This is a genomic window from Alcaligenes sp. Marseille-Q7550 (assembly GCF_965112015.1).
Genome location: NZ_CBCOPU010000003.1, coordinates 232,099 through 246,951, shown reverse-complemented (window position 1 = coordinate 246,951; position 14,853 = coordinate 232,099). Strand labels below are relative to the sequence as shown.

At 64.4% G+C, this 14,853-nt stretch carries 12 protein-coding genes and 2 pseudogenes; 5 read left to right on the top strand and 9 right to left on the bottom strand.

What is annotated here, in order from left to right; all coding sequences use genetic code 11:
• Nucleotides 1–147 precede the first annotated feature (147 nt).
• Nucleotides 148–786, top strand: coding sequence for a TetR/AcrR family transcriptional regulator (locus ACWPWO_RS17635; protein ID WP_454007692.1), 639 nt, complete (start codon nucleotides 148–150; stop codon nucleotides 784–786).
• Between the two features lie 110 nt (nucleotides 787–896).
• Here the strand turns inward: ACWPWO_RS17635 and ppsA are convergent.
• Nucleotides 897–3,262 (bottom strand): annotated as a pseudogene (ppsA, locus tag ACWPWO_RS17630) (phosphoenolpyruvate synthase).
• A 170-nt stretch (nucleotides 3,263–3,432) separates the two neighbouring features.
• Here ppsA and ppsR point away from each other — a divergent pair.
• Nucleotides 3,433–4,265: pseudogene (ppsR, locus tag ACWPWO_RS17625) on the top strand (posphoenolpyruvate synthetase regulatory kinase/phosphorylase PpsR).
• 110 nt (nucleotides 4,266–4,375) lie between these two features.
• Nucleotides 4,376–4,927 (top strand): AAA family ATPase, encoded by a 552-nt coding sequence (locus ACWPWO_RS17620; protein ID WP_454007691.1) that lies wholly within the window; start codon nucleotides 4,376–4,378, stop codon nucleotides 4,925–4,927.
• A 36-nt stretch (nucleotides 4,928–4,963) separates the two neighbouring features.
• On the opposite strand, the gene ACWPWO_RS17615 is transcribed toward ACWPWO_RS17620, so the two are convergent.
• Both ACWPWO_RS17615 and ACWPWO_RS17610 read right to left on the bottom strand, forming a co-directional pair.
• Nucleotides 4,964–6,250: an NAD(P)/FAD-dependent oxidoreductase gene (locus ACWPWO_RS17615; RefSeq protein ID WP_454007690.1), complete on the bottom strand. Its 1,287-nt coding sequence runs from the start codon at nucleotides 6,248–6,250 to the stop codon at nucleotides 4,964–4,966.
• Entirely contained in the window at nucleotides 6,247–6,510 is a 264-nt protein-coding gene (locus tag ACWPWO_RS17610) for a hypothetical protein (protein ID WP_454007689.1), read from the bottom strand. The genes ACWPWO_RS17615 and ACWPWO_RS17610 overlap by 4 nt, the downstream gene beginning before the upstream one ends.
• Before the next feature lie 171 nt (nucleotides 6,511–6,681).
• Between ACWPWO_RS17610 and amaB the strand changes: the two genes are divergently transcribed.
• Both amaB and ACWPWO_RS17600 read left to right on the top strand, forming a co-directional pair.
• Nucleotides 6,682–8,211, top strand: coding sequence for an L-piperidine-6-carboxylate dehydrogenase (amaB, locus tag ACWPWO_RS17605; RefSeq protein WP_454007688.1), 1,530 nt, complete (start codon nucleotides 6,682–6,684; stop codon nucleotides 8,209–8,211).
• A 200-nt stretch (nucleotides 8,212–8,411) separates the two neighbouring features.
• Nucleotides 8,412–9,737: a hypothetical protein gene (locus ACWPWO_RS17600; protein WP_454007687.1), complete on the top strand. Its 1,326-nt coding sequence runs from the start codon at nucleotides 8,412–8,414 to the stop codon at nucleotides 9,735–9,737.
• Nucleotides 9,738–9,818: 81 nt separating this feature from the next.
• Here ACWPWO_RS17600 and ACWPWO_RS17595 read toward each other — a convergent pair whose 3' ends face one another.
• From ACWPWO_RS17595 to lpxD, 6 genes are read right to left on the bottom strand one after another with little or no spacing between them, the layout of a single operon-like run.
• A complete protein-coding gene (locus tag ACWPWO_RS17595) occupies nucleotides 9,819–10,601 on the bottom strand; it encodes a TrmH family RNA methyltransferase (protein ID WP_454007686.1) in 783 nt (260 codons plus the stop codon).
• Nucleotides 10,588–11,208: a ribonuclease HII gene (rnhB, locus tag ACWPWO_RS17590; protein WP_454007685.1), complete on the bottom strand. Its 621-nt coding sequence runs from the start codon at nucleotides 11,206–11,208 to the stop codon at nucleotides 10,588–10,590. The genes ACWPWO_RS17595 and rnhB overlap by 14 nt, the downstream gene beginning before the upstream one ends.
• Nucleotides 11,198–12,457 (bottom strand): lipid-A-disaccharide synthase, encoded by a 1,260-nt coding sequence (lpxB, locus tag ACWPWO_RS17585; RefSeq protein WP_454007818.1) that lies wholly within the window; start codon nucleotides 12,455–12,457, stop codon nucleotides 11,198–11,200. The genes rnhB and lpxB overlap by 11 nt, the downstream gene beginning before the upstream one ends.
• A 2-nt stretch (nucleotides 12,458–12,459) precedes the next feature.
• Complete coding sequence (gene lpxA / locus ACWPWO_RS17580; RefSeq protein ID WP_454007684.1) at nucleotides 12,460–13,248, bottom strand: acyl-ACP--UDP-N-acetylglucosamine O-acyltransferase; 789 nt, start codon at nucleotides 13,246–13,248, stop codon at nucleotides 12,460–12,462.
• 3 nt (nucleotides 13,249–13,251) lie between these two features.
• Entirely contained in the window at nucleotides 13,252–13,707 is a 456-nt protein-coding gene (gene fabZ / locus ACWPWO_RS17575; protein WP_394059849.1) for a 3-hydroxyacyl-ACP dehydratase FabZ, read from the bottom strand.
• 15 nt (nucleotides 13,708–13,722) lie between these two features.
• On the bottom strand, nucleotides 13,723–14,853 hold the full coding sequence (lpxD, locus tag ACWPWO_RS17570) for a UDP-3-O-(3-hydroxymyristoyl)glucosamine N-acyltransferase (RefSeq protein WP_454007683.1): 1,131 nt from the start codon (nucleotides 14,851–14,853) through the stop codon (nucleotides 13,723–13,725).

The following is a 14,853-nucleotide window of genomic DNA, read 5'->3' as shown; positions in this document are numbered from 1 at the left end:
ACGCGAGACTGCGCAGCAAATTTCGCGCCGCGCCCGGCCTTGACTCGAACGGCCCGGGCACGATTATCAGCGCGAAAGGTCGCCCGCAAGGCCGTCCATACGGTATGGTTTATACTGGATTCAATTCCCAATCCCTTTTGCACCATTATGCACGACGATGTTCCCCGAAAGTCGCAGCGCGCCACCCGCAAGGGCCGCGAGCGCCGCGACAAGATCCTGGAAGTGGCGGCCGAGGTTTTCCGCGAGCATGGATTCGAAGCCACGTCCATGTCTCAGATCGCAGCCCTGGCCGGCGGCTCCAAAGGCACGCTCTACAACTACTTCCCGTCCAAGGAGGACCTGCTCCTGGCCACGCTGGTCAAGGGCGCGCAGGAGTTCGCCGAGCAGGTCCTGATCGAGCTGGACGGCGAAGGCGATCTGCGCACCGAGCTGCGCCGCTTCCTGCCGCCCATGCTGCGCAAGCTGTATTCCAAGGAAACCGCCCAGTTGCTGCGGGTGGTGGTGTCGGTGGGCGGCAACAGCGACATCGGCCGGCGCTTCTTCAACATGCTGGACGACCAGATCTGGGACAACGTCACGCGCTTCCTGGCGCGCCAGAGCGAGCGCGGCGTGCTGCGCAAGCCGGACCCCAAGCTGATGTGCGATCACCTGCACTGCCTGTGCGACGGCGAAGTCATCATCCTGCTGATGGGCGCCATGGACCCCTGGGACGAAGCCCGCGTCCAGAGCGAAACCGATCACATCATTGACATGTTCATGCGCGTCTACCTGATCGACAACGCCTGACCCGTCTTTGCCGCCGCCGCACCGCCCGGCCATGAAAAAACCCCGCCCTGAGGCGGGGTTTCTTACATGCGCGGCCCGCCGGGTCCGGCCCGGCAGGCGGCGGACGGCGATCAGGCCGTGGCCAGGCGCTGCCAGGTGTCCACGACGGTGTCGGGATTGAGCGACAGGGACAGAATGCCCTCGTCGCGCAGCCACTGGGCCAGGTCGGCGTGGTCGCTGGGGCCCTGGCCGCAGATGCCCACATACTTGTTCTGCGCCAGGCACGCCTTGATGGCGCGGCTGAGCATGAACTTGACCGCTTCGTCGCGCTCGTCGAAGTCGGCGGCCAGCAGCTCCATGCCGGAGTCGCGGTCCAGGCCCAGGGTGAGCTGGGTCATGTCGTTGGAACCGATGGAGAAGCCGTCGAAGTATTGCAGGAACTGGTCCGCCAGGATGGCGTTGGACGGCACTTCGCACATCATGATCAGGCGCAGGCCGTTCTCGCCGCGCGCCAGGCCGTGCTTGGCCAGCAGACCGACCACGCGCTCGGCCTGGCCCAGGGCGCGCACGAAGGGCACCATGATCTCGACGTTGGTCAGGCCCATGTCGTCACGCACCTTCTTGAGGGCTTCGCATTCCATCTTGAAGCACTCTTCGAAGTCGTCCGACAAGTAGCGCGCCGCGCCGCGGAAGCCCAGCATCGGGTTTTCTTCCTCGGGTTCGTAGCGCGAGCCGCCCACCAGCTTGCGGTATTCGTTGGACTTGAAGTCCGACAGGCGCACGATGACGGGCTTGGGATAGAAGGCCGCCGCCAGGGTGGCCACGCCTTCGGCCAGTTTTTCCACGAAGAAGGCGCGCGGGCTGGCGTAGCCGCGGGCCGCCGATTCCACCGCTTTCTTCAGGTCGCTGTCCACGTTGGGGTAGTCCAGCACGGCCTTGGGGTGCACGGCGATGTTGTTGTTGATGATGAATTCCAGACGGGCCAGGCCGATGCCGGCGTTGGGAATCTGGGAAAAGTCGAAGGCCAGTTGCGGATTGCCCACGTTCATCATGATCTTCAGGCCGATCTCAGGCATCTGGCCCCAGCTGACCTCTTCGATCTCGGTGTCCAGCAGGCCGTCGTAGATGCGGCCTTCATCGCCTTCCGCGCAGGAAACGGTGACTTCCTGGCCGTCCTTCAGGACATCGGTGGCGTTGTTGCAGCCGACCACGGCCGGGATGCCCAGCTCGCGGGCGATGATGGCGGCGTGGCAGGTGCGCCCGCCCCGGTTGGTGACGATGGCCGAGGCCAGCTTCATGATGGGCTCCCAGTTGGGGTCCGTCATGTCGGTGACCAGCACGTCGCCGGGCTTGACCTGGTCCATTTCGGAGGCATCGGCCACGATGCGCACCTTGCCCGAGCCGATCTTCTGGCCGATGGCGCGGCCGGTGACCAGCACGTCGCCGGTGGCCTTCAGGCGGTAGCGTTCCTGCACTTCGTTGTTGGCCTGCTGGGACTTCACGGTCTCGGGGCGGGCCTGCAGGATGTAGATCTTGCCGTCTATGCCGTCGCGGCCCCATTCGATGTCCATGGGACGCTGGTAGTGCTTCTCGATGATGGTGGCGTAGCGCGCCAGCTCGATGACTTCCTCGTCGTTGAGCGAATAGCGGTTGCGCTCGGACACGGGCACATCCACCGTGCGCACGGCGTGGCCGGTGCTGCGGCTTTCGTCGAATTCCATCTTGATCAGCTTGGAGCCGATGCGCCGGCTGATGATGGGGTAGTGGCCGGAGGCCAGCGTGGGCTTGTAGACGTAGAATTCGTCGGGGTTCACGGCGCCCTGCACCACGGTCTCGCCCAGGCCGTAGGACGAGGTGATGAAGACCACGTCCTTGAAGCCGGACTCGGTGTCCAGGGTGAACATCACGCCGGCGCTGCCCTTGTCCGAACGCACCATGCGCTGGATGCCGGCCGACAGGGCCACTTCCGCGTGGGCGTAGCCCTTGTGCACGCGGTAGGAAATGGCGCGATCGTTGTACAGTGAGGCAAATACGTGGTGGATCTTGCTGAGCACGTCGTCGATGCCGACCACGTTCAGGTACGTTTCCTGCTGGCCGGCGAAAGACGCATCGGGCAGGTCTTCGGCGGTGGCCGAGGAACGCACGGCGAACGAACCCTTGCCGTCGGCGTCCAGCTCGGCGAAGGCTTCGCGCACGGCCTTTTCGAATTCAGGGGGAACGGGGTGTCGATGATCCACTGGCGGATCTCGGCGCCGGCCGCGGCCAGTTCGCGCACGTCGTCGGCGTCCAGGGAGTTCAGGCGTTCGGCGATGCGCTGGTCCAGGCCGTTGCTCTTGAGGAAGACGCGGAAAGCTTCGGCGGTGGTGGCGAAACCGCCGGGCACGCGCACGCCCACATCGGCCAGCTGGCTGATCATTTCACCCAGCGAGGCGTTCTTGCCGCCCACCGAGTCGACGTCCGTCATGCGGAGCTTGTCGAATGCAATTACGTAAGACATAAGTCACCTTGAATAGAAAAAAAAGCGTGTTTGCTTAAGGCATGAATAAAAAATCCATGAGGACGTCCATGCCCTAGGCAAACCTGCCTTTTCACCGCACCCGAGCTCTGCGGTTAAGTGGTAACCTTGCAAATTGTACCGTTTCCCGAGCATTGTGCACGACTTATTCCATGTCTTCCTCTCCTATCGAGCGCACCGTCTTCGTCGTTTCCGACAGCACGGGCATCACTGCTGAAACCTTCAGCCATTCCGTCCTGTCCCAATTCGCCCAGTTCGAGTTCCAGGCCATCCGCATCCCGTTCATCGACACCATCGAGAAAGCCGAATCCGTGGCCGAGCGCATCAATCGCTGCGCACAGGAACAGGGCCAGCAGCCTCTGGTGTTCAGCACCCTGGTGGATCCCAAGATGGCGCACATCATCGGGGCCTCCAACTGCACGTTCCTGGACCTGTTCGGCGCCTTCGTGCGTCACATCGAACGCGCCCTGGGCGTGAAGTCCAGCCGCTCGGTCGGACGTTCCCACTCCGGGGGAATGTCGAAACGATACAACAACCGCATCGAGGCCATCAATTTCAGCCTGGCGCACGACGACGGGCAGTACGTCAACGGCCTGGAGCAGGCCGACGTGATCCTGGTGGGCGTGTCGCGCTGCGGCAAGACCCCACCAGCCTGTACCTGGCCATGCAGTACGCCGTGAAGGCCGCCAACTACCCGCTGATCCCGGAAGACTTCCAGCGCGGCACCCTGCCCGCCACGCTGGCGCCCTATCGCAAGAAGATCTTCGGCCTGTCCATTCACCCGGACCGCCTGGCCGAAGTGCGCAACGAACGCCGCCCGGACAGCAAGTACGCCTCCCTGGAACAATGCCGCATGGAAGTGGCCGAGGCCGAGCGCCTGATGCGCATGGAAGGCATTCCGTGGCTGTCCACCACCACCAAGTCCATCGAAGAGATCTCCACCAAGATCCTGGACGACGTCGGCCTGGATCGCCGCACCTACTGAACCGCCTCCGCGGCAGGGCGAACTCTCGCCTTGCCCGTTCCCGCGGCCCGCGCCGCAACCCTCCCCTCCTTCCCATCTCCGGCCGGCGCATGCGCCGGCCCGCACACGCCATGAACCAACGAATCGTCATCTCAGGCTGCTCCGCCGGGGGCAAGTCCACCCTGCTGGAAGAACTGCGGCGCCGCGGCCATGCCGTGGTGGCCGAGCCGGGCCGCCGCATCGTCGAACAGGAGCAGGCGAGCGCCGGATCCGCCCTGCCCTGGACGGACATGCGGGCCTTTCTCGAACGCACCATGGGATTGGCGCGCCTCGACTACGACGGCGCCTGCAGCGCCCGGACCTTCTTCGATCGCGGCCTGGTCGATGCGGCCGCCGGCCTGGCCCGCCTGGGGAATCCCTCCCTGCTGGAACAGTTGCGCCACGAGCGCCGCTACCATGAACAGGTCTTCCTGGCCCCGCCCTGGCCCGAGCTCTACCAGCGCGACAGCCAGCGCCAGCTCGCCCTGGAAGATGCCTTGCGGGAGTATGAACACCTTCTGGAGGTCTATCCGCGGCTGGGCTATGAAGTCCTCATCCTGCCCAGAACGGGCGTGGCCGAGCGCGCGGACTGGCTGCTAGCGCAGTTGCGCCATGAATCCGCCGGCCAGGCCGGCACGCCCTGACGCGACGGCCTGCCGGCTCCAGGATGCGGAAGACCGTCAGAAGCGGGCGCCTGCCGCATGCGCGGCAACAGCCCCGTATTCATAGAACGCTTCGCGCGCAGACTTGAACGCAGCTTTTTCCGGATCGCTCAGCGGCAGGGGCAGGTCCATGATGTCTATCCGGCCAAGAATCAGGCGCGCCAGTTCGCGCCCCAGCGTCGTGCCCGGCGCGATGCCGCGACCGTTGTAGCCGGTGAAGCTGAGGGTGTTGCGGGCAAGCTGGTGCAAGCGCGGCAGGGCATCGGCGGTCATGCCGATCTGCCCGTACCATTCGTACTCGAACTCCACCTTGCCCAGCTCCGGAAACAGTTTGGCCAGCGCGCGGCGCCCCCAGTTCTCATGGACGCGTGCGCCCGCCCCGCGCAGAGCCCCGACACTGCCGAACACCAGGCGGGCGTCGCGATCGAAACGGAATGAGGACAGCACTTTTCTGGTATCCCAGACGCCTTCCCGGTTCGGCAGGATACGGGCGCGCAGGCCCTCGCCGAGCGGACGCGTGGCCATATTGAAGTAAGGCAGGCGAACCTGTTGCTGCTGCAGTTCGGGCCAGATGTTGCGGGTATAGGCGTCCGTGGCCACCACGATCCATTTTGCATCGACCCGTCCTTCGGCCGTCCGGACCTGCCAATGCGTCTGCCGGTCCTGGACGGAAACGACACGACTGCGTGTGTGCAGGCGCGCCCCCGCATTGGCTGCCGCATGGGCAAGGCCGCGCACATAGGCCAGAGGCTGGATGGTGCCGGCGCGGCGATCGAGCAGGCTGCCGCTGTACGCGGTGGTGCCCACGGCCCGCGCCGTGGCGTCGGCGTCCAGAAGCTCGACCGGCGCGCCGGCCTCCTTCCATTGCCGCCAGCGTTCCTGGATCTCCTTCAGCCCTCGGGCCCCGACAGCGCAGTGCAGCGTCCCGTTGCGCACGGCCTGGCAGTCCATGCCGTGCCTGTCCACGAGCTGATAGACCAGTTCGGGCGCATTGCCGAGCAACTGCAAAAGGCGCTGTCCGTATACGGGGCCGAGAAGATCAGGCAATGTACGAGGCATGGCCCATAGTCCCGCATTGACCAGGCCGACATTGCGGCCCGAACCGCCAAAGCCGAATTCTTCGGCCTCCAGCAAGACGACGCCGGCCCCGCCCTCGCACAAGTGCAGTGCGGCGGACAGGCCCGTGAAGCCGCCGCCGACGATGACGACGTCGACGGCCCCTGCATGACCAGCCAACTGGGCAGCCGCAGGCGCAGCCGGCGCGCTGGCCTCCCACAGTCCATGGCTGCGTTGATCACCGTTCATGACTGTCCTCGCATGAAGCGCGCCCGCATCATATCCAGAGAGCCCTGCTGGATACGTGCATGAAGCGCGATCTCGTCCATTGGCTGCGCCTGAAGCTTCTTGCCGAATATTGAACGCATCCCGGGCGGCATGGGCTGCAGGGCTCTTGTGCTCGGCGCCGCTCCCAAGGACAGAAAAAGGGACGGGCTTTCGCGGCACAGTCCCTTCAATGTATCTGGAAATTTGCGAAACATGGTTTCAAGACGTTGCCAGGAGATCATGGCCGTACAAGCTCTCCTATTTCACCCCTGCGATGCGGGTGACGCCAGCCATGAACGTGCCAGCCCGCGGCTAGGGTTTCCTATAGGAAACAGATATTCCGGACGGTGAAATAATTTCCCTATCCGCCTTCACTCATTTCTTGCCACGAGCCTCTACAGGAGCTGAAACCCATGTCCAATCCACCCTGTCTGCCTGCCCCGGAGCTCCGCCAATCCACACTGCAGGAACTGGGCGTGGACCCGGCCCTCTATCTGAACGGCAATCTGGAAGTGTGCACGCCCATCGACGGTTCGGTGATCGGTCGCCCGCATGCCCAGTCCGCCGAACAAGTCGCCTTGATCATCGATCAGGCGCAGGCCGCCAGTCTCGAGTGGCGCGACGTGCCCGCCCCGCAGCGCGGTGAACTGGTTCGCCTTCTTGGCGAGGAATTGCGAGCCGGAAAAGAGAGGCTGGGCCGGCTGGTTTCGCTGGAGACCGGCAAGATCCTGACTGAAGGCCTGGGCGAAGTGCAGGAGATGATAGACATCTGCGACTTCGCCGTCGGCCTCTCCCGCCAGCTCCATGGCCTGACCATCGCTTCCGAACGCCCTGGCCACCGCATGATGGAAACCTGGCATCCCTTGGGAGTCGTGGGCGTGATCACCGCCTTCAACTTCCCGGTCGCCGTATGGGCCTGGAATGCCGCCCTGGCATTGGTGACCGGCAACGCCGTGGTGTGGAAGCCCTCGGAGAAGACGCCGCTGACGGCGCTCGCCTCGCAAGCCTTGTTCGAGCGCGCGCTCGAGCGCTTCGGCAAGGCGCCGTCCCATTTGAATCAGTTGGTGCTTGGCGACCGCAGCCTGGGAGAAGTGATCGTGGACAGCCCCAAGGTTGCACTGGTCTCGGCGACCGGCAGCACCCGCATGGGCCGCGAGGTCGGCCCGCGCGTAGCGCGGCGCTTTGGCCGCTCGCTCCTGGAGTTGGGAGGCAATAATGCCGTGATCGTCACTCCCAGCGCGGACCTGGATCTGGCGCTGCGCGGCATCGTTTTCGCGGCTGCCGGCACGGCCGGCCAGCGCTGTACCTCCACGCGCCGGCTCATCGTGCATGCCAGCGTCAAGGACGCGCTGCTCTCCCGTCTGAAAACCGTTTATGAAAAGCTGCCGATCGGCCATCCCCTGGACGCGCAGACCCTGGTGGGGCCGCTGATCGACAAAGCCAGCTATGAAGCGTTCCAGGCAGCCCTGGACTGCGCCAAAGCCGAAGGCGGGCAGGTCTACGGCGGCGCACGCGTGGACATGCCGCAAGCCCCCGACGGCTACTACGTACGCCCGGCCATCGTCGAAATGAATGCCCAGACCGATACCGTGCGCCAGGAAACCTTCGCGCCTATTCTCTACGTCCTCGCCTATGAGCAGTTCGAGGATGCCATTGCCTTGCAGAATGACGTGCCGCAGGGCCTATCCTCGGCGATTTTCACCAACGACCTGCGCGAGGCCGAACGCTTCCTGTCCGCCTCTGGCTCGGACTGCGGCATTGCCAACGTCAACATCGGCACCTCGGGAGCCGAGATCGGGGGGGCGTTCGGGGGCGAGAAAGAGACCGGCGGCGGCCGCGAATCCGGTTCCGACGCGTGGAAGAACTACATGCGCCGCGCCACCAACACCATCAACTATTCGCGGGAGCTCCCGCTGGCGCAGGGCGTGAAATTCCACGTCTAATCGCCGCGACATGGGCGTGGGCCGCCATCAAGCGACGCCGCGAAGCGCCGCTCTCCTGTTGCGCTTGAAGACAGCCCGCGCCAAGGCGCCTGGGCACGGCCTGACACTCCTGCGGACTGCTCATCCTGCTTGAATCCTTGCGACACAAAGCGTGAACTTGTTACTCAGCAAGCTCTCACTCCAAAATGTCAAGGAAAATCATGAAGAAACTTCAGCTCATCCAATCTGGGCCCGCCTTCACAGTTTCGCAGACAAGAAACGAGATCCTGCACTCCACCATGTGGCCCAGCGCCCTGGGAAACAGAGGAAATCTAAGATTCTCCGCCGCTGAAGGCGGCACGCCCCGCGCCGGCCGACTTGCCACTGCCCTGTACACGCTGCGCCATGCCATGGCCGATCTATGCGACAAACTGCGCCTTTTTTTCACTGCTGCGCCCTCGCCCAAACGTACGGAGTACAAGTTTCGGATGCAGATGCGCCAATACAGCTTGCTTTTGAGCAGTATGCTGGGTGAACTGACAGCCGGACAGCAAACCAGGCAGGCACAGCTCAAGGTCGCGCAACAGCTGGCTCAAATGGTCAATTTGCCCAAAGACGTCTCAGACCAGTTGCCCCGACGGGAAAACCTGCTGTCCCTGCATCTGGGGAGGTTGGCGCCTGCGGATATCTATACCCTGCGCAAAAGCTGGTTGTACAAGAGCGAGAGTGCGATAGCGGATATGCTGGGCAAGATTTCGTGGCCGGACCAGAAATTGCACACCCAGGCAGAAGCCATGATTAAAGAAATCCGGAAAGCCGCGGATAGGCAATGGAGAAGGCCGACTCGCAAGCTAGTGGAGGGTTGCGCCGGCCTGCTGTCCCGCCGACTGCTGGACGGCGCAGCGCTGAATGTGTTTTTGACTAGACTTTACCGGGACGAGGGCAAACGGCTGACGTCCTACCTGCAATCGTTGTCCAGGACTGAATTCAAACAAATACAGGCGAAGCTGAACGCTGTCAAACTGGATCGCGCCACGCGAACGTTGCATGACAGCGGGGGGCTATTGGTGCGCTTGCGCCAGACCCTGGAAGATGAGATCTATCGCCGGGCCGAACCGGATTTGAAGTCCTGTAGGGTCAAGCAGGAAGAGGCGATGGGGCGGAAACGCGATATCAGCGTATCCGTCCCCCTGGTCCTGCTCAACGAGCTAGTATCCGCGACGCAGCAAGCCTACGGCGACATACCAGCCCGCATGAAAGCGCAAGCACAGTCTCAGATCACGGCCGCCATGGATTATTTCAAGCCAACTCCGAATCACGACCCGGACGTGACTCCCCAGCGCGCGCCGAACCGATTTGTCGTGAAGAATCTACGCGAAGCATCGAGCCTGCACCCTTTGGGACTGGATCCGAACATTTTTGCTTCCTCCACCGTCAAGGCGGGATCGGGCACGACGAACAGCAGCAGGGGCTCGGAGCAGCCCTTATCCCCTCGGGAAGAACGAAGAGTGCGAATCGCAACCCTGATTCAAAACAAGCGGATTTGAAAAAACCGCAATGCGTCATGAAGCACGTCCCTGCCTGCTTGTCATGGACAAGCCGGAGCGATTGCCGAACGGGCGCCAGCCTCAGGCGCGGTGCTGGCGCCGTTGCTCGTACAGACACAGGGCCGTGGCGATGGCCACGTTCAGAGACTCGACGCCAGGGGCCTGAGGAATGAACAGGCGCTGGCTGGCCAGCGCCGCCAGGGCCGGACTGACGCCCTGGCCTTCGTTGCCGAAGACCCAGACGCCGGCATCGGGCAAGGCGGTCTCGTACAGGTCCGTGGCGCCCTGCTCCAGCGACGTCACCAGCACCGGCAGCCCGGCCTTGACCAGCAGGTCAGCGCCGTCCACCTGCTCGTGCAGCTGGATGGAGAAATGGGCCCCCTGGGCGCTGCGCAGCACCTTCTGGGACCACACGCTGGCACAGCCCGGCGTCAGGTAGACGGCCTCCAGGCCCACGGCCACGGCCGTGCGCAGCACGGTGCCCACATTGCCGGGATCCTGTACCTGGTCCAGCAACAAGGCGCGCCCGCTCGGCGCGGTCCACTGCGTGGCGCGCGGCACGCGCACCACGAAACCCACGCCCTGCCCCTGCCCCACCTGGGACACCGCATTCATCAGCGATGCACTGAAGGTCACGCAGGCGCGGCCGGGCAGGAAACGCGCCAGCTCCAGCAACTCGTCGCTGTGCCGATCCAGTTCGAAGACCGCCAGCTCCGGCAGGCCGCGGTGCTCCAGCCACATCTGGCATAAATGTATGCCTTCCAGCCACACCAGTTGTTCGGCGCCGTCCACTTCGCGCCTGTCATGCGCCAGGCGCTGCACGCGCTTGAACAGGGCGTTGTCCTTGGATTCAATCAACCTCATGGGAATTACCTAACAGGGTTTGGCGCACCGGCGCAAAACTGCGGCGGTGTTCTTCACAGGCGCCGTGCAGGGCCAGGCGCTCCAGGTGCAGCGCGGTGCCGTAGCCTTTGTGCTGGTCGAAACCATACTGTGGAAAGCGGGCGTGCAGCTCCATGCAGTACGCGTCGCGCGCCGTTTTGGCCAGGATGGACGCGGCCGAGATGGCCGGCTGGGTGGCGTCTCCCTTGACCAGGGCGATGGCGGGACAGCACAGCCCTGCCGGGACCCGGTTGCCGTCGACCAGGGCCTGGTCGGGCCTTGCAGCCAGCGCATTGCAGGCGCGCCGCATGGCCAGCATGGCGGCCTGCAGGATATTGATGTCGTCGATCTCGGCAACGCTGGCGCTGGCGATCTCCCAGGCCAGGGCGCGCTCCTTGATCCGGGCCGCCAGCTCTTCGCGGCGGCGCGCGGTCAGCTTCTTGGAGTCATTCAGGCCGGCAATGGGCCTGGCCGGATCCAGGATCACGGCGGCGGCGAATACCGGACCGGCCAACGGCCCCCGGCCGGCCTCGTCCAGGCCCGCGACCAGGCCGGCTGCCGGATCTAAGGCAAACAATTCAACCTGCATGTTCGCGCGCCAGCTTCAGGATGACGTCTGCCGCCAGGGCCGGCGTGTCGCGGCGCAACTGCAGATGCATCTGGGTGAAGACCTGTTCGATATGTCTGACGTAGTCCTGGTCCGTGAGCGCCTTCCAGCATTCGCGCGCCAGCTTTTCGGGCTCGGCGTCTTCCTGGAGCAGTTCCGGCACCACGAAGTCCCGGGCCAGCACATTGGGCAGACCCACCCACGGAACATAGGGACGATCCTGACCCGACTTCCAGCGTATGATGCGCTCCATCATCGGCGTCAGCACATAGGAGATGACCATGGGGCGCTTGTACAGCGCCGTCTCCAGGCTGGCCGTGCCGCTGGCCACCAGCACCGCATCGCTGGCTTCCATGACGCTCCAGGCCGCCGGGCGCACCACGCCCTGAGCGTCAGGCGCGCGCACGCCGGGCGTATCGCCGTCGATCACGTGCAGATTGCGCACCGGGCACTGCGCCAGCGCCTGCTCGAACTCCCGGCGGCGCCGGGCATTGACCATGGGCACCAGAACGGTCAGGTCCGGGTCCTGCCGCTGCAGCAGTTGAACAGTCCTGAGAAAACGGGGCGCCAGCAGACGCACCTCCGAGGAACGGCTGCCCGGCAACACGCCCAGCACGCAGCCCTGCCCTTGCAGGCCCAGGCGGCGACGCGCATCCTGCTTGTCGGGCTGCAAGGGAATATTGGCGGCCAGCGGATGGCCTACGTAAGTGACGGGAATGCCTTCCTTTTCGTAGATCTCGGTCTCGAAGGGAAACAGCACCAGCATGTGCGAGACCGCTTCGCGGATCTTGTGGATGCGTTCGTAGCGCCAGGCCCAGATGGACGGGCCGACGAAATGCACGGTAGGCACACCCGCCTGGCGCAGCCGCTGCTCCAGGCGCAGATTGAAATCGGGCGCGTCTATGCCCACGAAGACGTCAGGGCGATGGCGCAGCCAATGATTGCGCATGCCCAGGTAGGTGGACACCAGGCCGGGAATGCGCTTGAGCGCCTCCACATAGCCGAAGACCGTCAGGGCATCCATGGGGTAGTGCTGGCGGAATTGCTCGACGGCCATTTCGGGACCGCCTATGCCTTCCACCAGGAGCTGTGCGTCGCTCTGGCGCAGGCCCTGGATGATGCGGGCCGCCAGCAGGTCGCCCGACGGCTCGCCCGCCACCATGCCGACGGTCAGGCCCGACAAACCCGGGCTGCGCAAGCCCGCGCCCGGCCGGCCTGCACCTTGAGGCATGGTCATGGTCGGGAGATGCCCCGGCTGGAGGCGTTCAGGAAGTCCACCATGATCTGGATGGCGGCGGCGCTGTCAGGCTGGGCCTGCTGCAACTGCTGCATTTCCTCGGCCGCCTGCTCGATGGTGAGCTTGCGCCGATAGAGCAGCTTGTAGCATTCCTTGACGGCGGCGATGGAGTCGGGCGTGAAGCCGCGCCGGCCCAGGCCTTCGCTGTTGATGCCGACAGGCCGGAAGGGATCGCCCGCGCCGATGACGTAGGGAGGGATGTCCTGGCGTACCGAACTGGTGCCGCCTATCATGCTGTGCGCGCCGATGCGCACGAACTGGTGCACCGCGGTCAGGCCGCCCAGGATGGCCCAGTCGCCGATGTGGATATGCCCGGCCAGCTGCACGCTGTTGGCGATGATGGTATGGTCTCCCACCTGGCAATCGTGCGCGATGTGCACGTAAGCCATGATCCAGTTGTCGCTGCCGACGCGGGTCACGCCCACGTCCTGCACCGTGCCGGTATTGATGGTGACGTATTCCCGGACGGTATTGCCGTCCCCGATCTCCAGGCGGGTGGGTTCGCCGGCATACTTCTTGTCCTGGGGCATGCCGCCGATGGAGCAGAAACGGTAGAAATGATTGTCGCGGCCTATGGTGGTGTGGCCGTCGATCACGCAGTGCGGGCCCACCTTGGTGCCCGCCCCTATCGTGACGTTGGCCCCAATGATGCTGTAGGCGCCGACTTCGACATCATCGGCCAGGGTCGCCCCCGCTTCGATGATGGCCGTTTCATGGATACGCATAAATTACTCTTCCAGTTGACGGATGGCGCACATGAGCTTGGCCTCGGCCACGACCTGGCCGTCCACCAGGGCGCGCCCCGTGTACTTGCACAAGGCCCGGCTGATGCGGTCGGCCTCGACTTCCAGGCGCAACTGATCGCCGGGCAGCACGGGCTTGCGAAAGCGCGCGCCATCCACGCCCACCAGGTAGTAGGCCAGCTTGTTGTCCACTTTTGCGTAGGGGTCTTCGGGGTCGGTGAAGGAGAACAGCGCAGCGGCCTGGGCCATGGCTTCGATGATCAGCACGCCCGGCATCACGGGGTGATGCGGAAAATGGCCCGTGAAGAAAGGCTCGTTCATCGACACATTCTTGATGGCCACGATACTCTTGCCCGGCACCATTTCCAGCACGCGATCGACCAGCAGCATCGGGTAGCGATGTGGTAGGCGATCCATGATTTGTCGAATGTCGAGTTCCATTTTTTCTTGTCCTGCTTAGTTCTGGTTATGTGTGTTACGAGATGAATCGGCCCCTTCGTCCGCCTGGCGCTCCAGCGAGCGCAGGCGGCGGCGCAGGCCGCCCAATTGCCCCAGGACGGCGGCATTCTTCTGCCAGTCCTGGTGCGGCGCAAAAGGATAGACCCCGGTGTAGCGGCCGGGTTCGGTGATGCTGGACGTGATGGCGGTGCCCCCGGATACGTGCACGTCGTCCGCCAGGCGGATGTGGCCGGATAGCATGGCTGCGCCGGCGATGGTGCAGCGCGCCCCGATCTGCGTGGAACCGGCCACGCCCACGCAGGCGGCCATGGCGGTGTGCTCGCCCACGTGCACGTTGTGGGCGATCATGATCTGATTGTCCAGCTTGACGCCGTTCCCGATCACGGTATCGTCCAGGGCTCCGCGGTCCACCGTGGTATTGGCGCCGATTTCGACATCGTTGCCGATCCGGACCTGGCCGATCTGCGCGATCTTGGCCCAGGCTCCGTCGCCCTTGACGGGGTCCGGCGCGAAACCGAAGCCGTCCGCGCCCAGCACCACGCCGGAATGCAGGATGGCGCGATCGCCCACGTGCACGCCATGATAGAGGGTGACGCGGGCATGCAACAGGCAATCCTGGCCAAGCGTGGAGCCCGCGCCGATGACGCAGTGGGCTCCCAGCCGCGAACCGCGGCCGATGCGCGCGCCGGCTTCGACCACGCAGAAGGGCCCGATGGCCGCGCCTTCCCCGATTTCAGCGGAAGGGTCGACGACGGCGCTGGGATGTATGCCCTTGGGCAGTCCGGACAGGCGCACCTGGTCGAAGCGCTGCGCCAGCAGCGCATACATCAGATAAGGCTGGGGACAGAGCACAGGCGCGAAAGCCGGCTCGAAATCCAGCGCGGCATGAACCTCCGGGGTCAGGATGACCGCCGCGGCCTGTGTTCGGGACAGCAGCTCGTGCAGCTTGGGATTGGACAGAAAGCTAATTTCCTGCGAGCCCGCAGAAAGCAAAGAGCCTAGGCCCCGGATGCGGGGCATAGGCTCTTGGGCGCCCTGAGGCAGCTTGCAATCCAGTCCGGTCTTGTTGATTTCCTGTACCAGCTCAGGCAGGGACACCGCCTGTTCGGCGCTCAGCAATACCGGCAT